Origin of the sequence: Streptomyces sp. NPDC001728 (genome assembly GCF_040297565.1) — a bacterium.
Classification (GTDB): Bacteria; Actinomycetota; Actinomycetes; order Streptomycetales; family Streptomycetaceae; genus Streptomyces.
This window is the reverse complement of sequence record NZ_JBEOZK010000001.1, coordinates 209121-228594: the sequence shown is the minus strand read 5'-3', so window position 1 is coordinate 228594 and position 19474 is coordinate 209121. Positions and strand designations below refer to the sequence as shown.

At 74.3% G+C, this 19474-nt stretch carries 24 protein-coding genes; 8 read left to right on the top strand and 16 right to left on the bottom strand.

The features are described 5' to 3' along the window. Positions 1 to 109: 109 nt before the first annotated feature. From ABT154_RS01075 to ABT154_RS01055, 5 genes are read right to left on the bottom strand one after another with little or no spacing between them, the layout of a single operon-like run. The gene (locus tag ABT154_RS01075; protein ID WP_317876651.1) at positions 110 to 346 is read right to left on the bottom strand and encodes a DUF2630 family protein; all 237 of its coding nucleotides are present in this window, start codon (positions 344 to 346) and stop codon (positions 110 to 112) included. Between the two features lie 18 nt (positions 347 to 364). Continuing rightward, positions 365 to 1348 (bottom strand): endonuclease/exonuclease/phosphatase family protein, encoded by a 984-nt coding sequence (locus ABT154_RS01070; RefSeq protein WP_502969423.1) that lies wholly within the window; start codon positions 1346 to 1348, stop codon positions 365 to 367. A 34-nt stretch (positions 1349 to 1382) separates the two neighbouring features. Next, positions 1383 to 1814, bottom strand: coding sequence for a hypothetical protein (locus tag ABT154_RS01065; protein ID WP_351851229.1), 432 nt, complete (start codon positions 1812 to 1814; stop codon positions 1383 to 1385). Between the two features lie 12 nt (positions 1815 to 1826). Next, positions 1827 to 2261, bottom strand: a complete 435-nt coding sequence (locus tag ABT154_RS01060; RefSeq protein WP_351851226.1) for a DUF7144 family membrane protein — start codon at positions 2259 to 2261, stop codon at positions 1827 to 1829. Between the two features lie 37 nt (positions 2262 to 2298). Beyond that, positions 2299 to 3120 carry an alpha/beta fold hydrolase gene (locus ABT154_RS01055; RefSeq protein ID WP_351851225.1) on the bottom strand — a complete coding sequence of 274 codons (822 nt, stop codon included), beginning with the start codon at positions 3118 to 3120 and terminating at the stop codon, positions 2299 to 2301. Between the two features lie 109 nt (positions 3121 to 3229). Here ABT154_RS01055 and ABT154_RS01050 point away from each other — a divergent pair, with 109 nt between their 5' ends. Together ABT154_RS01050 and ABT154_RS01045 are read left to right on the top strand one after the other, a co-directional pair. Next, positions 3230 to 4585 (top strand): aminotransferase-like domain-containing protein, encoded by a 1356-nt coding sequence (locus ABT154_RS01050; RefSeq protein WP_351852004.1) that lies wholly within the window; start codon positions 3230 to 3232, stop codon positions 4583 to 4585. Positions 4586 to 4667: 82 nt separating this feature from the next. Next, positions 4668 to 5072 carry a hypothetical protein gene (locus ABT154_RS01045; protein ID WP_351851222.1) on the top strand — a complete coding sequence of 135 codons (405 nt, stop codon included), beginning with the start codon at positions 4668 to 4670 and terminating at the stop codon, positions 5070 to 5072. Here ABT154_RS01045 and ABT154_RS01040 read toward each other — a convergent pair. The 5 genes from ABT154_RS01040 to ABT154_RS01020 all read right to left on the bottom strand — a co-directional run bounded on the left by ABT154_RS01040 (position 5030) and on the right by ABT154_RS01020 (position 8476). Then, on the bottom strand, positions 5030 to 5593 hold the full coding sequence (locus tag ABT154_RS01040) for a hypothetical protein (protein WP_351851220.1): 564 nt from the start codon (positions 5591 to 5593) through the stop codon (positions 5030 to 5032). The two genes, ABT154_RS01045 and ABT154_RS01040, sit on opposite strands and share 43 nt — an antisense overlap. Positions 5594 to 5792: 199 nt before the next feature. Continuing rightward, the gene (locus tag ABT154_RS01035; protein ID WP_351851217.1) at positions 5793 to 6164 is read right to left on the bottom strand and encodes a VOC family protein; all 372 of its coding nucleotides are present in this window, start codon (positions 6162 to 6164) and stop codon (positions 5793 to 5795) included. Between the two features lie 87 nt (positions 6165 to 6251). Then, positions 6252 to 6689 (bottom strand): universal stress protein, encoded by a 438-nt coding sequence (locus tag ABT154_RS01030; RefSeq protein ID WP_351851214.1) that lies wholly within the window; start codon positions 6687 to 6689, stop codon positions 6252 to 6254. 64 nt (positions 6690 to 6753) lie between these two features. Then, positions 6754 to 7392 carry an FMN reductase gene (locus tag ABT154_RS01025; protein ID WP_351851211.1) on the bottom strand — a complete coding sequence of 213 codons (639 nt, stop codon included), beginning with the start codon at positions 7390 to 7392 and terminating at the stop codon, positions 6754 to 6756. Positions 7393 to 7396: 4 nt separating this feature from the next. Continuing rightward, complete coding sequence (locus tag ABT154_RS01020) at positions 7397 to 8476, bottom strand: LLM class flavin-dependent oxidoreductase (RefSeq protein WP_351852002.1); 1080 nt, start codon at positions 8474 to 8476, stop codon at positions 7397 to 7399. A 101-nt stretch (positions 8477 to 8577) separates the two neighbouring features. Between ABT154_RS01020 and ABT154_RS01015 the strand changes: the two genes are divergently transcribed. Genes ABT154_RS01015 through cobM form a run of 3 tightly spaced genes read left to right on the top strand, consistent with a single transcriptional unit; the run spans position 8578 to position 10736 of the window. Then, positions 8578 to 8721: a DUF6126 family protein gene (locus tag ABT154_RS01015; protein WP_332435349.1), complete on the top strand. Its 144-nt coding sequence runs from the start codon at positions 8578 to 8580 to the stop codon at positions 8719 to 8721. A 42-nt stretch (positions 8722 to 8763) separates the two neighbouring features. Beyond that, on the top strand, positions 8764 to 9990 hold the full coding sequence (gene cbiE / locus ABT154_RS01010) for a precorrin-6y C5,15-methyltransferase (decarboxylating) subunit CbiE (RefSeq protein WP_351851208.1): 1227 nt from the start codon (positions 8764 to 8766) through the stop codon (positions 9988 to 9990). Continuing rightward, entirely contained in the window at positions 9987 to 10736 is a 750-nt protein-coding gene (gene cobM, locus ABT154_RS01005) for a precorrin-4 C(11)-methyltransferase (RefSeq protein ID WP_351851206.1), read from the top strand. Before cbiE ends, cobM begins: the two co-directional genes overlap by 4 nt. A 134-nt stretch (positions 10737 to 10870) precedes the next feature. On the opposite strand, the gene ABT154_RS33875 is transcribed toward cobM, so the two are convergent. Continuing rightward, entirely contained in the window at positions 10871 to 10945 is a 75-nt protein-coding gene (locus ABT154_RS33875) for a 50S ribosomal protein bL37 (protein ID WP_015034725.1), read from the bottom strand. 62 nt (positions 10946 to 11007) lie between these two features. On the opposite strand from ABT154_RS33875, the gene ABT154_RS01000 reads away from it, so the two are divergent. Next, the gene (locus ABT154_RS01000) at positions 11008 to 11721 is read left to right on the top strand and encodes a hypothetical protein (RefSeq protein WP_351851204.1); all 714 of its coding nucleotides are present in this window, start codon (positions 11008 to 11010) and stop codon (positions 11719 to 11721) included. Between the two features lie 65 nt (positions 11722 to 11786). Here the strand turns inward: ABT154_RS01000 and ABT154_RS00995 are convergent, their stop codons facing one another. Both ABT154_RS00995 and ABT154_RS00990 read right to left on the bottom strand, forming a co-directional pair. Continuing rightward, positions 11787 to 12341 carry a GNAT family N-acetyltransferase gene (locus ABT154_RS00995; RefSeq protein ID WP_351851201.1) on the bottom strand — a complete coding sequence of 185 codons (555 nt, stop codon included), beginning with the start codon at positions 12339 to 12341 and terminating at the stop codon, positions 11787 to 11789. A 56-nt stretch (positions 12342 to 12397) separates the two neighbouring features. Then, a complete protein-coding gene (locus ABT154_RS00990) occupies positions 12398 to 13561 on the bottom strand; it encodes a cobalt-precorrin-5B (C(1))-methyltransferase (RefSeq protein ID WP_351851198.1) in 1164 nt (387 codons plus the stop codon). Positions 13562 to 13573: 12 nt separating this feature from the next. Here ABT154_RS00990 and ABT154_RS00985 point away from each other — a divergent pair, with 12 nt between their 5' ends. Both ABT154_RS00985 and ABT154_RS00980 read left to right on the top strand, forming a co-directional pair. Further along, positions 13574 to 14308, top strand: a complete 735-nt coding sequence (locus ABT154_RS00985) for a cobalt-precorrin-6A reductase (protein WP_351851196.1) — start codon at positions 13574 to 13576, stop codon at positions 14306 to 14308. Positions 14309 to 14368: 60 nt separating this feature from the next. Next, positions 14369 to 15955: a serine hydrolase gene (locus ABT154_RS00980; protein ID WP_351851194.1), complete on the top strand. Its 1587-nt coding sequence runs from the start codon at positions 14369 to 14371 to the stop codon at positions 15953 to 15955. Between the two features lie 22 nt (positions 15956 to 15977). On the opposite strand, the gene ABT154_RS00975 is transcribed toward ABT154_RS00980, so the two are convergent. Genes ABT154_RS00975 through ABT154_RS00965 form a run of 3 tightly spaced genes read right to left on the bottom strand, consistent with a single transcriptional unit; the run spans position 15978 to position 19410 of the window. Further along, positions 15978 to 17492, bottom strand: a complete 1515-nt coding sequence (locus ABT154_RS00975) for a precorrin-2 C(20)-methyltransferase (RefSeq protein WP_351851999.1) — start codon at positions 17490 to 17492, stop codon at positions 15978 to 15980. Between the two features lie 32 nt (positions 17493 to 17524). Beyond that, positions 17525 to 18178: a precorrin-8X methylmutase gene (locus ABT154_RS00970; RefSeq protein WP_351851191.1), complete on the bottom strand. Its 654-nt coding sequence runs from the start codon at positions 18176 to 18178 to the stop codon at positions 17525 to 17527. Beyond that, complete coding sequence (locus tag ABT154_RS00965; protein ID WP_502969414.1) at positions 18175 to 19410, bottom strand: ferredoxin-like domain-containing protein; 1236 nt, start codon at positions 19408 to 19410, stop codon at positions 18175 to 18177. Before ABT154_RS00965 ends, ABT154_RS00970 begins: the two co-directional genes overlap by 4 nt. Positions 19411 to 19474 lie beyond the last annotated feature (64 nt).

The window sequence follows — 19474 nt, the reverse complement described above, 5'->3', positions numbered from 1 at the left end:
GAGGGGGGAGACGGGGCGCGGCTGCCGGGTCCGTCGTGGCCCGGCCGCCCGCACTTCCGGCACCGGTCCGTCGCGGCGCTTCCCTTCGCGGCGGTTCGGTCACGGCGGCTCAGTTGCGGTAGGACTCGACCTCCGTCGCCGGGCGGACCGCCGCCGTGTCCGGGTCCTCGCCGAACTCTGCTTTCGCGCGTCGCTGGCGCAGCAGGTCCCAGCACTGGTCCAGGCGGACCTCCAGGTCGGAGAGGCGGGCCCGTTCCTCGGGGAGGAGGCCGCCCGTGCGCTGTCTCAGGGCGCGTTCCTCTTCGACGAGGGCGCCGATGTCGTCAAGGATCTCCTCGTTGTCCATGTCCTCAAGCGTGGCCGATCAGCGCCCGGCGTGCAGGTCGAGATCGGCCAGGAGCGCCCGGTGGTCCGTGCCCGCGAGGTCGAGGAAGCGGGTGCCCCTGACGGTGAAGTCGTCGGTGACCAGGACGTGGTCGATCTGGACGTACGGCGGGAGGGGGCCCTCCATGGGCCAGCTGGGGGTGCGGCTCGCGCCCGAGAGACGGGCCGCGTCGTGGAGCCCGCCGCCGTCGAGGACGGCGCGGAAGGCGGCGTGGTCCTGGGAGGCGTTGAAGTCCCCGGCGACGATCTGGGGGCCGTCGGGCGCGGTGGCGTCCCGTACCCGTCCCAGTTCCCGCTTCCACAGGTGCACCTGTCCCGGCAGCGGCGGCATCGGGTGCGCGAGCTGGAGCCGTACGGTCCGGCCGCCGATCTCCGCCGTGGCGCCCGGCATGCCCATGGTCGCCGGGATCATGTGCCAGTCGCGGAGCGGGTAGGCGCTGAGGATCACGGAGCCGGCCGAGCCGTCCTCCTCGACGGAGGCGTAGTGGGGGAGTTCGGCGGCGAAGGCCCGGGTGACGGCGCGCCCGCAGGCGCGGTCGCACTCCGAGACGAACACGAGCTGGGGCCGCTCCCGCCGGACGGCGGTGACGAGCGAGCCGGTCGCCCCGCTGAACTCGACGTTCGAGGCGAGGACCCGGAGCCTGGCCACCACCGGGCCGCGTGCGGTGGTGCGGTCGGGCCCGTACGGCAGCACCGTCCAGACGGTGGCCGCGAGGACCACGGCGGCGACCGCCGCGAGGATCCGCCGGCGGGCGAGGGTGGCGAGCAGCAGCCCGAGGGCGGCGGGGACCGCGAACCAGGGGAGGAAGGAGAGCAGTTGGGGGACCGGGGTCACCGCGTCGGTGTCCAGCAGGCGGCAGGCGGTGAGCACCGCCGGTGCGGCCAGGAGCAGCCCGGCGACCCAGACGGTGACGCGGCGCCTGGGTCGGAGGGGCGGCGTGGGGCGGGGTGGGGCGGGGCTCATCACGCGCTCGGCGGCGGGGGCTCGGTCCACGCCGTCAGTGTCGCAGGGCCTGTCCGATCTCCGCCTTGGTATCGCCGGAGAGGGTGCGGTTGCTGCGGGCGGTACCGGTCTTGGACTTTCCGGCGGGGACGCCGTCGATGTTCAGGACGACCGAGTCGAGGAAGTTCCCCTGGGTGTCCCGGAAGGTGACCAGGACGGTGTAGGAGGCTTCCTTGTCCTGGGGGTTGGTGGCGGTGATCCGGGCGACCGTGCGGTCGCCGTCGGTGCTGGTCGGTCCGGCGGTGACGTCGCCGGTGGCGTTCACCCCGTCCTTGACCTCCTTCATCTTCTCCTGGGCGGCCGACGCGGCGGCGGCCGTGGCGGAGGAGATGACGTCGCCCGTCTTCTGCTTGACCTGGTCGCATCCGGTGAGGGCGAGCGCCGTGGTGGCGGTGAGTCCCAGGGCGATGCCCGCGAGGCGTCTCATGGGGCCGCCCCCTCAGTACTTCTTGTCGGGGCCGTACGCCTCGTCGGTGGCCAGGGCCCAGATCACGAACACCGAGATGGCCATCGAGAAGAGCGCCCACCAGGGCTGGTACGGCAGGAAGAGGAACTGGACGAGGAGGTTCAGGGAGGCGAGGCAGATACCGGCGATCCGGCCCCACTCGGCGCCCCTGAGGATGCCGAAGCCCGCGATGGCGACCACGACGCCGAGGATCAGGTGGATCCATCCCCAGGTGGTGAGGTTGAACTTGAAGACGTAGTCGCCGATGCGGGTGTAGACGTCGTCCTTGGCGATGCCGGCGATGCCCTGGAAGACGTCCATGCAGCCGGTGACGAGCATGAGGACACCGGCGAAGAGGGTGCCGCCGGAGGCCCAGGCGCCGGAGGTGGAGGGGGCCGGTTTGCGCGGTGGTGCCGTGTTCTGGCTCATGCCCCCATCGTCGGAGCGTTCGTACGGTTGCGAACTTTCAGTTGGGCCGGACGAGTGAGTGGAGATAGCGCTCCAGTACATCGTTGAACTCCTCCGGCCGCTCCAGGTTGGGCAGGTGCGCGGCCCGCTCGATCACGGCGAGCGTGGAGTCGGGGAGCAGCGCGTGCATGTCCTCGGCGTCCGTGACGGGGGTGTAGGAGTCGTCCCGGCCGACGACGACGAGCGCGGGCACGGCGACGGTGGTGAGCAGCTCGCGGTAGTCGGGGCGTTCGGCCCGGCCGCGCAGGGCGGCGGCGGCGCCGGCCGGGTCGGTGGAGCGCATCATGCGGTGGACGTGCGGGGCGGCGTGGGTGTTGTACGGGGCGACCATCCGGTCCAGTACCTCGTCGGCGTACTCCCGCATGGCCTCCGCGCCGCCGGCGAGCAGCCGGTCGGCCATGGCGTTGCGGGCGGTCCTGCCGCCCTCGGTCTCGGCGGCGGGGAAGGTGTCGGCGAGGACGAGGCCACGGACGCGCCCGGGGTGGCTGCGGTACAGCTCCATGGCGATCTGGCCGCCCATGGAGAGTCCGGCGAGGACGCACTCGTCGATGTCCAGCTCGTCGAGGAGGGCGACGAGGTCCTCGGCGAAGTCCCCGAGGAGGGTGCGGTCGGGGGTGGCCGCCTCCGGCTTCGCGCCGAGGGGCGTGCGGCCGTAGCCGCGCAGGTCGGGGGCGATCACCCGGTGGGTGCGGGAGAAGCGGTCGGTCTGCGGCTGCCACATGGTGTGGTCGAAGGGGTGGCCGTGGACGAGGAGCAGGGCGGGGCCCTCGCCCCGGTCCTCGTAGGCGGTCTCGGCGTCGGCGGTGCGGGCGGTGAACATGACCGCAGGCTAGGCAGCCGCAACTGCTCGGTGCAATAAGATCTTTGCTCTCGGTGCAATGACGGATCTCGGTCATCGGGGATCTCGGTGCGAGGGAGAGGGGTGCGTGGTGGAGGAGTACCGGAGGATCGCCGACCGGGTCGAGGCGGCCGTACGGGACGGGCGGCTGAGCCCCGGCGACCGGCTGCCTCCGCAGCGGGTCTTCGCCCGCCGTCACGCCATCGCCAACTCCACGGCGATCCGCGTGTACGGAGAGCTGGCGCGGCGGGGCCTGGTCGTCGGGGAGGTCGGGCGCGGCACCTTCGTACGGGCCGCGCCCCCGCTGCCGGGGCCCGCGCTCGCCGAGGCGACCGGCGCCGCGCCCGTCGACCTCCAGCTCAACTACCCCGTCGCGGAAGGCCAGTCGGAGCTGATGGCCCGCGCGCTCGCGGCCCTCGCCCGGCCCGACGTCCTGGCCGAGGCCGTCTCACGGCCCGCCGCCGCCACCGGCACCCCGGAGGCCCGCGAGGCGGCGGCGGCCGTGCTCGCCCGGCCCGGCTGGGCCCCCGACCCCGACGGCGTCCTCTTCGCCGGGAACGGCCGGCAGGCCATCGCCGCCGCGCTTTCCGCGCTCGTCCCGCCCGGCGGCCGGCTGGGCGTCGAGGCGCTCACGTACCCCCTGGTCAAAGCGGTGGCCGAGCGGCTCCGCATCCGGCTCGTACCGCTCGCCCTGGACGCCGAAGGGGTACGGCCCGAGGCGCTCGCGGCGGCCCACCGGGCGGCGCCGCTGTCCGCCGTCTACCTCCAGCCGACCCTGCACAACCCGCTCTCCTCGACGGCGGGGGAGGGCCGCAGGGCCGAACTCGCCGAGCTGCTCCGCCGCCTGGACCTGACGGCCGTCGAGGACACCACCTGGGCCTTCCTCGTACCGGACGCGCCCGCCCCGCTCGCCGCGCACGCCCCCGAGCGGGTCCTCCTCGTCGACAGCCTCTCCAAGCGGCTCGCCCCCGGCCTGACCGTCGGCTACCTCGTGGTGCCCGGACGCCTGCGCGCGGCGGCGGCGGACGCCCTGCGCTCGGGGGCCTGGACGGCGGGCGGGCTCGCGGTCGCCGCCGCCACCCGCTGGACCGGGGACGGCACGGTCGCCGAGGCGGTCGCGGCGAAGCGGGCGGACACGGCGGCCCGGCACGCCCTCGTCCGGCGGCGGCTCGCCGGGCAGGCGCTGCGGACCTCCCCGCACGCGTACTACTGCTGGTGGCAGCTGCCCGCGCCCTGGCGGGCGGAGACCTTCACGGCGGCGGCCGTCGCCCGCGCGGGCGTGGCGGTCACCCCGGGGAGCGCCTTCGCGGTGGGTACGGGCACCGCCCCCGACGCGATCAGGATCGGCCTGGCCACCCCACCGCACGAGGTCCTCGACGGGGCCCTGCGGCGACTGGCGGCGCTGGCCGCCGAGCCGCCCGGGTCCCTCCCGGCGGCCACCGGCTGATCCACTTGCGGCGGGCGGGGGCCGGGTGTGCTCTGGAGGGTGCGGGAAGCAGCAGGGGGGCGAGAGCGAAGGAGCTCCTGCCATGGCCGCACACGCAGCGGTGCCCACGAGGCGCCATTTCAGTACGCACGGCTGGGGGTTCCCGGTCGCGACCGGTGTCCTGTACGGCCTCTACGCGGCGACCGTCGCCCGCCAGGGCGGCCCCACCACCCTCGGGCAGCTGTGGCTCGGCATCGTGTCGGCCGTGGTCCTCGCCGGAGGTCTGTACGCCCTCCGGCGCCACGGCCACCGGCTGCCGCGCGAGCTGCGGGCCGCCGCCTGGGGCAGCCTGACGGGCATCGCGGTCGGCTTCCTCTTCAGCCTCTCCGGCGCCAGCGTCCTGTCGTCGAGCGGTCTCGGGCTCACCATCGCCGGGGTCGCGGGCGCCGGCGCGTACTACCTCTTCTACACGCACGAGGACGCGGCGGGCCGGCCCGCGCCGTACTGACCGCGCCCGCCCTTCCCGCCGTGGCCGCGGCGCCGGTGGTACGCGACCGCGACGGCGGCCAGCAGCACCGGCCAGGCGAGCAGCGGCGCGTAGCAGGCGATCAGCAGGGCGGCCTGGGCCGTCGAGGCCGGGACGCCCGGCCCCAGGTCCGCGTACGAGGCGTACGCGCCCCAGCCCGCGATGGCGCACAGCCCCGCCACCCCGGCGAGGGCCGCGCCCGTCGCGGCGGCCGGATTCACCCGGCGCCCGCCGAGGAACGGCATCCAGCGGGGGAAGACCTCGCCCCAGCGGCGGACCAGCCCCAGGGTCAGGAAGGCCAGCAGCTCGGACACGACGCTGAGGGAGACCACGTACAGCGACTCCCCGGGGCCGAGGGGTCCGAGCCCGGAGTCCTGCGTGACGGGCAGTCCGGCGACCAGGGCGATCCGCCACAGGCCGGAGGGGAGCGTGACGAGCGGGACGGCGTGGGCGGCGAGGACGGCCCAACGGGGCACGTCCGGAAGGGCCTTGAGCTTCATCATGGCTCCAGCCTTCCGCCGCCCCCGGCCCCGCACGTCGCCCCGACGACCCGTCCGTCTCCGCCACGCGGGGGAGAGGGGGGTCGTCCGGGAGGCGAGTGGGGCTGCCGGACACGACGCCGGGCCACAACCTCAGGTGGTCACTCCGACAACCAGGGGTTGTCACCAGCCTCCGGGCGCGGTCGTCCCCGCCCGCCCGACGCTACCGCCCGCGCGGTGTCGTCTGCTGGACCGCCCAGCGGTTGCCGTCGGGGTCGGCGAAGAAGACGAACGAGCCCCACGGCATGTCCGAGATCTCGCTGACCCCGACCCCGCGCGCGGTCAGCTCGCGGTGGGCCTCCTCGATGTCGGTGACGACGACCTGCATGTTGTCGAGGGAGCCCGGGGCCATCTCGGTGAGCCCCTTGCCGAAGGCGATCGAGCAGGCCGAGCCCGGCGGGGTCATCTGGACGAACCGGATGTCGTCGTTGACGGGCACGTCGTGGTCGGCGTGGAAGCCGACCCGCTCGTAGAAGGCCTTGGCGCGGTCGACATCGGTGACGGGGACCGCGACGAGTTCCAGCTTGATGTCCATGGGGGCATCATGCGCCCGGCCCGGGCCGGGCGCACGGCATGCCGTGCACGCCGCCGCCCGGGCCGGGCACATGACGCCGGGACCCGTCTACTCCCCCGTCTCGCCCCGGACCACGACCACCGGGCACGGCGCGTGCTGGGTGACGTGCGAGGAGACCGAGCCGAGCATCGCCGCCTTGAAGCCGCTGTACCCGCGGTCGCCGACGACGAGCAGGGACGCGCCCTTCGCGGCGTCGAGCAGGGCCTGCGGGGCGTTGCCGCCGACCACCGTACGGGTGGTGGCGGCGGCCTCCTGCGGGGTGAGGGTCTGGTCGATCGACTCGTCGAGGATCTGCTTCGCGAGCCGCTCGGGGTCGAACTCCGCCGGCATGCCGGGCATGAGCGTCGCCCACGAGGCCGGGTACTCCCAGCTGATCACCGTCTGGAGGGAGTCCCCGGTCAGGGCGGCCTGCCCGGCCGCCCACTTCAACGCCTTCAGAGCGGGCGCCGATCCGTCCACGCCCACCACGATCCTGCCGCCGGCCATCGCCGACCTCCGTTTCGCTGTCGGGAACCCCGGGAAGGGCCTCCCCCACAACGTAACAAACCGATCAATCGAGGCGGAGGTCGGCCAACTGCTTCTCGAACGGGACGATCTCGTCCTCGTCCTCCCGGCGGGCGGGGCGCGCCGCGACCGTGTCCGCGAACTCGTTGCCCGCGCGGGTGATCCGGCTGGGCAGGCCCTCCCCCCATCCCGTCGGGGAGGCCTCGCCCCCGCCCGAACCCCAGTCCTCCGAGGCCGCGTAGACGGCGGTCGGGACGACGAGGGCCCGCAGATAGGCGAAGAGCGGTCGCAGCGCGTGGTCGAGGACCAGGGAGTGCCGGGCGGTGCCGCCGGTCGCCCCGATCAGCACCGGGGTGCCGGTCAGAGCGGCCGGGTCGATCAGGTCGAAGAACGACTTGAACAGGCCGCTGTACGAGGCCGTGAAGACGGGGGTGACGGCGATGACGCCGTCCGCGCCCGTCACCGTGTCGATCGCCTCCTGGAGCCTCTCCGAGGGGAAGCCGGTGACGAGGTTCTTCGCGATGTCCACGGCCAGGTCGCGCAGTTCGACGACCTGGACGTCGACGGCGTACTCCTGCTCGGCCAGCCGGTACCGCGCGGCCTGGAGGAGCCGGTCGGCGAGCAGCCGGGTGGAGGACGGGGCGCTGAGTCCGGCGGACACGGCGACCAGCTTCAACGTCTGCATGACCTCAGACCTCCTGCTTCTTCTGAACGGCGGGGTGCAGCGGGGCGGAGTCCGGCACGCCGGCCGGGCGCAGGCTCGCGAACTCCTTGCGGAGCACCGGGACGACCTCCTCGCCGAGCAGGTCGAGCTGCTCCAGGACCGTCTTGAGGGGCAGCCCGGCGTGGTCGACCAGGAACAGCTGGCGCTGGTAGTCGCCCACGTAGTCGCGGAAGGACAGGGTGCGCTCGATGACCTCCTGCGGCGAGCCGACGGTCAGCGGGGTCTCGCGGCTGAACTCCTCCAGGGAGGGGCCGTGGCCGTAGACCGGCGCGTTGTCGAAGTACGGACGGAAGTCCCGTACCGCGTCCTGCGAGTTCTTGCGCATGAACACCTGGCCGCCGAGGCCGACGATCGCCTGCTCGGGGGTGCCGTGCCCGTAGTGGGCGTAGCGCTGGCGGTAGAGCCTGACCATCTTCTCGGTGTGCTGCTTGGGCCAGAAGATGTGGTTCGCGAAGAAGCCGTCGCCGTAGTACGCGGCCTGCTCGGCGATCTCGGGGGAGCGGATGGAGCCGTGCCAGACGAACGGCGGGACGCCGTCGAGCGGGCGCGGGGTGGACGTGAAGCCCTGGAGGGCGCTGCGGAACTTGCCCTCCCAGTCGACCACGTCCTCCCTCCACAGCTTGTGGAGGAGCGCGTAGTGCTCGATGGCGAGCGGGATGCCCTGGCGGATGTCCTGGCCGAACCACGGGTAGACGGGGCCGGTGTTGCCGCGGCCCATCATCAGGTCCACGCGGCCGTCGGCGAGGTGCTGGAGGGTCGCGTAGTCCTCGGCGATCTTCACCGGGTCGTTGGTGGTGATCAGGGTCGTGGAGGTGGACAGGATCAGGTTCTCGGTGCGGGCGGCGATGTGCCCGAGGAGGGTGGTGGGGGAGGACGGGACGAACGGCGGGTTGTGGTGCTCGCCGGTCGCGAAGACGTCGAGCCCGACCTCCTCGGCCTTGAGCGCGATGGCGACGGTGTTCTTGATGCGCTCGTGCTCGGTGGGGGTGCGGCCGGTGGTGGGGTCGGCCGTCACGTCGCCGACGGTGAAGATCCCGAACTGCATCGTGCTCACCTCTCGCGGTTCCTGATGTATTGGTTGAAGCTTAAACTATCACGTCCAACGGTGCCACCCCGCCGTCTATTCCGGCCCGTACCCTGGAGCGCGTGGCCGAGGAGAAGACGTACGACAACGAACGCTGGAAGGAGCGGGGCGTGATGCTCCGCGTCTTCGTGTACGTCTTCGCCACCCACGCCTTCGCGGGCTTCGTCTGGCTGCTCTTCCACGTCGGGCAGAACGCCCAGAAGTGACCCGGCGGTAGGGGCCCGTGCCCCTCACGTAGAGTCCCGGTCGTGAACGGTGCGATAGCGGTCGTCGGAATCGGCGCGGACGGCTGGGACGGACTCCCCGAGAGCTCCCGCCGCCCCCTGCGCACCGCCGAGGTCCTGCTCGGCGCCCCCCGCCAGCTCGCCCTCCTCCCGGCCGGCGACTGCCCCGGCGAACGGATCACCTGGCCCTCGCCGCTCCGCCCCGCCGTCCCCGGCCTGCTCGCCGCCCACGAGGGCCGCGCCCTCGCCGTCCTCGCCAGCGGCGACCCCAGCTTCCACGGCATCGCCCGCACCCTCGCCGACGTCGCGGGCGCCGACCGCCTCCGCGTCCACCCGCACCCCTCCTCCGTCTCCTACGCCTGCGCCCGCCTCGGCTGGCCCCTGGAAGCCGTCGAGACCGTCTCCCTCGTCGCCCGCCCGCTCGCCGCGCTCTCCGCCGCCCTCCATGACGGCCGCCGCCTCCTCGTCCTCAGCGAGGGCGCCGACACCCCCGCCCGGGTCGCGGCGCTGCTCCGGGACACCGGCTGGGGCGGCACCCGCCTCCGCGTCCTCGAACAGCTCGGCGGCCCCGCCGAGCGCCTCCTCGACGGGACCGCCGCCCACTGGCCGCACGAGCGGACCGACCCCCTCAACGTCCTCGCCCTCGACTGCGTACGCGACCCGGACACGCTCCGGCTCGGCGCCGCCCCCGGACTCCCCGATGAGGCGTACGAGCACGACGGGCAGCTCACCAAGCGGTACGTGCGCGCCGCCACCCTCGCCGCGCTCGCCCCCGCGCCCGGCGAACTCCTCTGGGACATCGGCGGCGGCTCCGGCTCCATCGGCATCGAATGGATGCGGACCCACCGCACCTGCCGGGCGGTCACCGTCGAGAAGTCCCCCGAGCGGGCCGCCCGCATCGCCCGCAACGCCGACGCCCTCGGCGTACCCGCCCTGCGCGTCGTGACCGCCCCCGCGCCCGAGGGCCTCGCCGCCCTGCCCACCCCCGACGCGGTCTTCATCGGCGGCGGCCTCACCGCCCCCGGCCTCCTCGACACCTGCTGGGAGGCCCTGCCGCCCGGCGGCCGGCTCGTCGCCAACACCGTGACGCTGGAATCCGAGGCGCTGCTCGCCGACCGCTACCGCCGCCACGGCGGCGAACTCGTCCGGCTCGCCGTCGCCACCGCCGTCCCCGTCGGCGGCTTCACCGGCTGGCGCCAGGCCATGCCCGTCACCCAGTGGTCCGTAACGAAGGGTTGTACAGAGGAATGACCGTCTACTTCATCGGCGCGGGCCCCGGCGCCGCCGACCTCATCACGGTGCGCGGCGCGAGGACCCTCGCGAAGTGCGGGGTCTGCCTCTACGCCGGCTCCCTCGTCCCCACCGAGCTGCTCGCCGAGTGCCCGCCGGACACCAAGCGCGTCGACACCGCCCGGATGGACCTCGACCAGATCGTCGCCGAGATCGCCGCGGCCCACGAGGCCGGACAGGACGTGGCGCGGCTGCACTCCGGCGACCCGTCCGTCTTCAGCGCGATGGCCGAGCAGATGCGGCGGCTGGACGCGGCGGGCATCCCGTACGAGGTCGTGCCCGGCGTCCCGGCCTTCGCCGCCGCCGCCGCCGCGCTCAAGCGGGAGCTGACCGTCCCCACGGTCGGCCAGACGGTCGTCCTCACCCGGATCGCACAGCGGGCCACCCCGATGCCCGAGGGCGAGGACCTGGCGACCCTCGGCCGCAGCGGGGCGCTGCTCGTCCTCCACCTCGCCGCTCGCTATGTCGACCGGGTCGTGGCCGAACTCGTCCCCCACTACGGCACCGACTGCCCCGCCGCGGTGGTCGCGATGGCCAGCCGCCCCGACGAGGTCGTCCTGCGGGGGACGCTCGACGACATCGCCGCGCAGACGAAGGCGGCGGGCATCACGAAGACGGCGGTGATCCTGGTGGGCCGCACGCTCGCGGCCTCGGAGTTCCGCGACAGCCACCTGTACGACCCGGCCAGGGACCGCCACACCTGCTGAGCCGGCCCGGCCAGGGACCGCCACACCTGCTGAGCCGGCCCGGCCAGGGACCGGCACACCTGCTGAGCCGCCCCCGGGGCGGCGCGCGGCGGGGCCCCGGGAAGTCCGATCCCCGGGGCCCCGCCGCGTGGACGTCAGGCGTTCGGCCGCTTGCCGTGATTGGCGTTCTTCTTCTTCCGCGCGCGCCGCTTGTTGCCTCGCTTGGCCATGGGACTCCCTCTCGCTCGGGGGGCGTGTCCCGGCCAGCCTAGGTTCGGTGCGGGGGGCCCGCATGTCGGCCGCCGGGGCCGTGCGGTCTCATGGAGACGTGACTGTCTACGACGTGGCCCGGGCACTGCCGGGCATCGAGGAACTGCGCGACCACTCCCAGGGGCTCGCGATGCTGGACGCGATCCTGAGCCCGGCCTGGGAAGGCCGGTACTACTCCTTCAACGCCCAGTGGTCGGAGGACGAGCAGCTGGCGTCCATGCGGGACGGCTCGGGCGGCGAGTACACGATCGTCCTCTCCCCCGCGGGGGCGTACGCCCGCGTCTTCGACCACGAGTCGCCGCTGAGCCCGTACGGGCCGCTCGCGGACGGGGAGACGTGGCCGGGGGTGCTCGACGGGGTGCCCGAGGCCTTCCGGGAGTACCTGACGGAGCCCGCGTTCATGGACGAGGACGACGTGCACGTGACGACCGCCTGCCTGTGGCGCGAGACCGCTGACACGGCCTGGCACACGGGCGAGGTCGCCTACCCGGACCTGGAGGACCACCCGGACCCGGACGGCTCGGTCACCCTTCTCCGCCTCCTGACGAACCGCACGGCGGAGGCGTACGCGGAGTGGGCCTCGGACTACTACGAGCGCACGGTGGACATCGAGGCGGTCCGGCGCGTGCTGGCGCTGCGCCCGCTGACGGAGGAGCTCGTGGCGGCCCTGAACCCGGAGACGGAGCTCGCCGAGCTGGCGGAGGACATCGCGGAGATCGGCTACCCGGCGGGCTGAAGGGTGGGGGGCCGGTGCCCGGTGGCCCGAGCCCCGGCCCGGCGCGTGCTCGCCCTGCCCCCGTCCTACCCCCTGGCGCCCGTCCACTCCGGCGCCAGGACCGACATCACCGTCGCGTCCACCCGCTCGCCCTCCCACAGCAGCGCCCCGCGCAGCACGCCCTCGGCCGTGAAGCCGGCCTTCTCGTAGGCGCGGCGGGCGCGCGGGTTGAAGGCGTAGACCTCCAGCCAGACGCGATGGAGCCCCAGGGCCTCGAAGGCGTGCCCGACGATCAGCCGGGTCGCCTCCGTGCCGAGCCCGCGCCCCACCCCGGCCGGGGTGAAACAGATCCGGAACGAACAGCTCTCGTTGCTTTCGTCCCACTCGTTGAGCACCGCCTCACCGACCACGGCGCCGGTCGCGCGCTCGACCACGGCGAGGTCGAGCCGGTCGCCCCGCTCGCCCCGGGACCCGTACCACTTCCGGAGCGCGGGGACGTCGAAGACGGTGTGGTTTCCGGTGAGACGCGCGATCTCCGGGTCCTCGAACATGGGCAGCAGCGAGGGCACGTCGTCCACGGTGACGGGCCGGAGCACCACGAGGTCACCGGTGAGTGTGGGCTTGTGCGAGAAATCGGTCATCGGGGGATTCTCGGGCAGGCGGGGGGCATGTGTCGCCGGCTTTACGCCCCCGAGGCCTACGCCGACCCCGACCCCGACCCCGACCCCGACCCCGACCCCGGGCCCGGACCCGCGACCTCCGACCGTCCCACCACCACACCCGCCCGGTCGATGCAGATCACGTCCACCGCCACCGGTGCGCCCCTGAGGACCGCCAGGGCCTCGTCGCGGGCGCGTGCGGCGACCAGGTCGCCGAGGGGGACGCCGGCCGCCTCGCAGAGGCGGAGCGCGGCCAGGCCCGTGTTCGCCGCGGTGATCTCCGCCGCCAGGGACTCCGAGGCGCCGCCCGTGACGGCCAGGTCCGCGAGGAACGCCCTGTCGACCTGGGAGCGCGCCGAGTGCAGGTCCAGATGGCCGGCCGCGAGCTTGGAGAGCTTCGCGAAACCGCCGCAGACCGTGAGCCGGTCGACCGGGTGGCGGCGTACGTACTTGAGGACCGCGCCCGCGAAGTCGCCCATGTCGAGGAGCGCGATCTCCGGCAGGTCGTAGAGCGTCGCCACCGTCCGCTCCGAGGTGGAGCCGGTGCACCCGGCCACGTGGGTGAGGCCGCCCGCGCGGGCCACGTCCACGCCACGGCGGATCGAGTCGATCCAGGCGGAGCACGAGTAGGGGACGACGATCCCCGTCGTGCCGAGGATCGACAGGCCGCCCAGGATGCCGATCCTGGGGTTCCACGTGGACCGGGCGATCTCGGCGCCGCCGTCGACGGAGACGGTGATCTCGACGTCGCCGGCGCCGCCGTGCCGCGCCGCGACCTCCGCCACGTGCTCGCGCATGAGCTGCCGGGGCACGGGGTTGATCGCCGGTTCGCCGACCTCCAGGGGGAGTCCCGGCAGGGTGACCGTACCGACGCCCTCACCCGCCCGGAAGACCACGCCGGAGCCCGGCGGGAGGAGCCGTACCGTCGAGCGGATCACGGCCCCGTGGGTGACGTCCGGGTCGTCGCCCGCGTCCTTGGTGACGGCCGCCATGGCCGTCCCGCCGGCGAGCCGCTCCGCGGTGAGCGCGAAGGACGGCGTCTGTCCCTTGGGCAGGGTGACGGTCACCGGGTCGGGGAACTCGCCGGTCAGCAGGGCCGTGTACGCGGCCGCGGTCGCCGCGGTCGCGCAGGCGCCCGTCGTCCAGCCCGGCCTGAGGCCGGTGTGCTTGAGTTGGGCCTCACGCCCGCCGCCTGAAGTCACGAAGAGGCTCCTGTGCACATACTCATTCTCGGGGGGACCACCGAGGCCCGCGCCCTGGCCGGGCTGCTGCACGGCGGCGGGGTCAGGGCCACCAGCTCCCTCGCGGGGCGGGTGGCGAGCCCCCGGCTCCCCGAGGGCGAGGTGCGGATCGGCGGGTTCGGCGGGGCCCAGGGGCTCGCCGAGTGGATCGGCGCACACGCGGTGGACGCGGTCATCGATGCCACGCATCCCTTCGCCGAGCGGATCAGCTTCAACGCGGCCGGGGCGGCCGTCACCGCCCATGTTCCCCTGCTGGCGCTGCGCCGTCCCGGCTGGGTCCCGGCGGCCGGGGACCGCTGGCTGTCGGTGCCGTCCCTGGCGGCGGCGGCGGACGCGCTCGACGGCCTGGGGGAGCGGGTGTTCCTGACGACGGGCCGGATGGGCCTGGCGGCCTTCGCGGCCCTCCCGCACCGGTTCCTGGTCCGCTCGGTGGACGCCCCGGAGGCCCCGATGCCGGCCCGCGCCGAAGTGCTGCTCGACCGGGGCCCGTTCACCCTGGACGGCGAGCGGGAGCTGCTGGCCCGGCACCGGATCGACGTACTGGTGACGAAGGACAGCGGCGCCGCGGCGACCGCCCCGAAACTGACGGCGGCCCGCGAGGCGCGCATCCCGGTCGTGGTGGTCCGCCGCCCCCCGGTCCCGGACGGCGTCCCGGTGGCGACGACCCCGGAGGAGGCCGTCGCCTGGGTGCGGTCGCGCCTGCCATGAGCCCCGAGCGCGCCCGGTCCCCCGCGCGACAACCCTCCTCCCCGGGCGTTCAATGGAAGCGTGATTACCGTCCGATGGCTGGTCACCGCGGGGGCAGCGGCCGTGCTGGGCGTGGGCTCGCTCGCCGCGACCGGACCCACGCCCACGCCCACGCCCCCACCCGAGCCGCCTCCCGCCCAGCCCCCGCCGTCCCTCGACCGGGCCGACGTGGACCGGGCCGTCGGCCGGCTCGACGGGAGTGTCGCGGAGCTGATGAAGCGGACCGGAGTCCCCGGGGTCTCGGTCGCCGTCGTCTACCGCGACAAGGTCGTCCACATCAAGGGCTACGGGGTGCGCGAGGTCGGCAAGTCCGCCCGGATCGACGCCGACACCGTCTTCCAACTGGCCTCCGTGTCCAAGCCGATCGCCTCCACCATCGTCTCCGGAGCGGTCGGCGTGGACGGCTGGCAGAAGCCGGTCAACCCCGCACTGCCCGAATTCCGGCTCAAGGACCCGTGGGTGACGTCCCATGTGACGGTCGCCGACCTGTTCTCGCACCGCAGCGGCCTGCCCGACCACGCGGGCGACCTCCTGGAGGACCTCGGCTACGACCAGGACTACATCCTGTCCCACCTGCGGTACGAGCCCCTGGCGCCGTTCCGCGCGAGCTACGCCTACACCAACTTCGGCCTGACGGCGGCGGCCGAGTCCGTCGCCGCCGAGAAGGGCGTCCCCTGGGCGAAGCTCGCCGAGGACACCCTCTACAAGCCGGCCGGGATGAACCACACCAGCTCCCGCTTCGAGGACTTCGTCTCCAACCCCGACCGCGCCCACGGCCACGTCAAGCAGGCCGACGGGACCTGGAAGGCGCTGTACGTACGCGACCCCGACGCCCAGTCCCCCGCCGGCGGTGTCAGCTCCTCGGCCCGTGACATGGCGACCTGGCTGCGTCTCCAGCTCGCCGACGGCAGCCTCGACGGCCGCCGGATCGTCGCCGAGGACGCCCTGGACCTCACCCACCACCCCGAGGCCGTCGCCAACCCGGCGCCCGCCCCGGCCGCCCGGACCGGCTTCTACGGCCTCGGCTGGAACGTGTCGTACGACGACCGGGGCCGGCTGCGCCTCTCGCACACCGGCGCGTTCGCGCAGGGCGCGCACACCAACGTCACGATGCTGCCGGGCGAGCAGCTCGGCATCGTCGTCCTCACCAACGGCGCCCCGGCCGGTGTCGCGGACACCGTCGCCCTCGACTTCTTCGACACCGCGCAGGAGGGGAAGCCCAGCCGGGACTGGCTGCCGCTCGTCAACGCGCTCTACGAGCAGGAGGCCGACGCCGGCGTCTCGCCCACGAACTACGCGAAGGCGCCCGCCCACGCCAAGCCCGCGAAGGCCGACAGCGCCTACACGGGCACGTACACCAGCGCCTACTACGGCCGGCTGGCGGTGGCCAAGGGCGAGGACGGCGGTCTGGTGCTCCGGCTGGGGCCGGAGACGGAGCGTCAGTCGTACCGGCTGACGCACTACGACGGCGACACGTTCAGCTTCCCCACGCGCGGGGAGAACGCCGTCGGCCCGACCGGTGTCACGTTCTCCCCGGACGGGAAGACGGTCCGCGTGGAGTACCTGGACCAGGAGGGCCTGGGCACCTTCACCCGCACCGCCTCCTAGCCGACGGCGGGTTGGGCCCGGGTCACCCGTACCGGCGCGGTGTCCAGGTGATCGTGCGGCCGTCCGCCCGTTCCACCGCGCGCGTCTGCGAGGAGCCGACGAGCAGCAGCGTGCGCATGTCGACCTCGGACGGCTCCAGGGTCTTCAGGGTGACCACCCGTACGGACTGCTCGGGGCCGCCGACGTCCCGGGCGACGACCACCGGGGTCTCCGGGGGACGCAGTTCCAGGAGGAGGTCGCGGGCCGCGGCCACCTGGTGCGTACGGGACTTGGAGCCCGGGTTGTAGAGGGCGAGGACCAGATCGGCGCCGGCGGCGGCGCGCAGCCGGGCCTCGATGACGTCCCAGGGCTTGAGCCGGTCGGAGAGGGAGATCGTGGCGTAGTCGTGGCCGAGCGGGGCGCCCGCCGCCGCGGCTGCGGCGTTGGCGGCGGTCACCCCCGGGAGGACCCGTACGGGAACGTCCGCGTACTCCGGCTCGCAGGCGACCTCGAGGACGGCCGTGGCCATCGCGAAGACACCCGGGTCGCCGCCGGAGACGACCGCGACCTTCCGGCCGCGGCGGGCCAGGTCGAGGGCGAACTCCGCGCGCTCGGACTCGACCTTGTTGTCGGAGCCGTGCCGGATCTGCCCGGGGCGCAGCACCGGCACCCGGTCCAGGTAGGTGGTGTAGCCGACGAGGACGTCGGCGTTGACGAGCGCGCCGCGCGACTCGGGGGTGAGCCAGGGTGCCCCGGCAGGGCCGGTGCCGACGACGACGACCTCGCCCCGGTCCCGCACGGGAGGCGTGGCGTCGATCCGGGAGGGCAGGACGGCCACCGAGAAGTAGGGGACGGACTCGGGGTCGACGGCCGCGAGTTCGCCGGTGCGCTCGCCCGCCATGAAGGCGCGCTCCACATAGCGGGCGTCGTCGAGCCGGCCGGACCGTTCGAGGGCCCGCCGCACGGTGGGGAAGGTGCGGCCGAGCTTCATCACGACCGCCGAGTCGGTGCCCGCGAGACGGGCCGTCAGCTCGTCCTCGGGCAGGGTGCCGGGGATGATCGTGAGGACTTCCTCGGCCTCGCACAGCGGCTCGCCGAGCCGGGCGGCGGCGGCGCTGACCGAGGTGACACCGGGGATGACGGTGGTGTCGTAGCGGTCGGCGAGCCGCTTGTGCATGTGCTGGTACGAGCCGTAGAACAGCGGGTCGCCCTCGGCGAGGACGGCGACCGTGCGGCCCGCGTCGAGGTGGGCGGCGAGGCGGGCCGCGGCCTCCTCGTAGAAGTCGTCGAGGGCGCCCCGGTAGCCGCCGGGGTGGTCGGTGGTCTCCACCGTGAGCGGGTACATCAGCCGCTCCTCGACGTGGTCCTCGCGGAGGTGCTCGGCGGCGATCGAGCGGGCGATGGAACGGCCGTGGCGGGCCGAGTGGTAGGCGACGACGTCGGCGGCGGCGATGGCCTTCACGGCGGCCACGGTCATCAGATCCGGATCGCCGGGCCCGAGCCCGACGCCGTACAGCTTGCCGGTCACGGTCGTGCCCCCGTCGCCCTTCACCCTCATGCCCTCGGTCCCGCTCATGCCCTCGGTCCCGCTCATGCCTGGATCTCCGCTTCGTGAGCGATGGCGTTGATCGCGGCGGCCGTCATCGCGCTGCCGCCGCGCCGGCCCCGTACGACGAGGTATTCGAGGCCGAGTTCCTGGGCGGCCAGGGCGTCCTTGGACTCGGCGGCGCCGATGAAGCCGACCGGTATGCCGAGGACGGCCGCCGGGCGGGGGCCGCCCTTCGCGACCATCTCCAGGAGGTGGAAGAGGGCGGTGGGCGCGTTGCCGATGGCGACGACGGAGCCTTCGAGGCGGTCCCGCCAGAGTTCGAGGGCGGCGGCGGAGCGGGTGGTGCCGAGTTCGGCGGCCAGGCCGGGCACGGCCGGGTCCGAGAGCGCGCAGATCACCTCGTTGTCGGCGGGCAGCCGCTTGCGGGTGACGCCGCTCGCGACCATCTGCGCGTCGCAGAGGATCGGCGCACCGGCGCGCAGCGCGGCGCGGGCGTCCGCGACCACCCCGGGGGAGTACGCGATGTCCTGCACGAGGTCGGTCATGCCGCAGGCGTGGATCATCCGGACCGCCACCTGGGCGATGTCGGCGGGCAGGCCCGCCAGATCCGCCTCGGCGCGGATGGTGGCAAAGGACCGGCGGTAGATCTCCGCCCCGTCCTTCTCGTAGTCGAACATCCTGGTGCTCTCGCTCATCTCGTGTGGGTCGGCAGGGCGCGGGCCGCCGCGACTGCCGCGGTCAGGGAGGTACGGGGGGTGGGGGCGCCGTCCACCAGATAGGTGTCGTCGCCGGTGGCGAGGACGCCGGTCCAGGCGCCGTACGGGTGCCCGCAGCGGCGCGCGCACCCGGAGAAGTGCACGGGCAGCGGCCCGGGGGGCGCGGCGAGGGCGTCCGCCCGGACGTCGGCGAGGGACTTGGCGCACCCGGGGCGTCCGGTGCAGGCGGTGACCCCGGCGCCGGGGGCGTCGGGGCGGGTGATCAGGCCGTGCGACTCCAGCTCGGGGAGTCTCGCGGGGTCGGTGGTGACGACCGCCCCGCGCCAGGGCGTGAGCCGGACCTCGCCGGCGGGCAGCAGGGCCCGCAGCTGGGCGGCGGTCAGCCGGCCGAGCGGGGCGAGGACGTGCAGGGCGTGCTCGCCGAGCGGCCCGGGTGCGGGGGGCGGGGACGCGGGAAGCGGCGATACCGGTACGGGCTCCGCCGGGATCCCGGCCCGTGCGAGGGCTCCCGCCCAGTCGGGTACGTGCCCTTCGGGCAGTTCGCGGGGCCGCCAGGCGCCGTTCCCGGCGGCCTCGGCGGCGTCGAGGAAGGCGAGGGCGGCGGTGAGGGCGGCGCGGACGGCGTCGTCGGCGGCGAGCCGGAAGACCTGCGCGCCGAGCCACAGCAGGACGGTCCCGCCTTCTCCTGCGACCAAGCTCACATCGCCGCCGAGCCCGGCGACGTCTCCGCGCCCGTCGTCGAGGAGGAACAGGAACCGTCCCGAAAGGGACGCGGCCCGGGGTTCGGCGCACAGGGCGGTGTCCAGGGCGCGCGCCCACAACTGCACGTCCGCGTAACCGAGTCCGTCGAGTCCGGAGGCCGGGGAGGCCACGATGTTGCGGACGCGTTCATGGGTGGGGGAGGGCAGCAGCCCCGCCCCGGCGAGAAGCGCCGCGAGCTCCGCCCCACAGCCGTCGTCGAGCCCGCGCAGCTCCGCGTTGCCCCGCGAGGTGATGCTGATCCGCCCGTCACCGAGCGTCTCGGCGGCGTGGGCGAGCGCCTCGGCCTGACGTGCGGTCAACCGCCCGCCGGGCAGGCGCAGTCGGGCGAGCCGGCCGTCATCGGCGGGATGCAGGCGCAGCGCCCCGGGGCAGGCGTCGCCACGGTCCCGTATGCGAGCTTCGCCCGGTTCGGGCGGCGGGGGTGGGGTGGGCGGCATGGCGGCGAGCATACCCACGGGGAACCGGGCGGCCACCGAGTGTGATCCGGCCGACTCCCCGGCTCCCTCCGGCGCG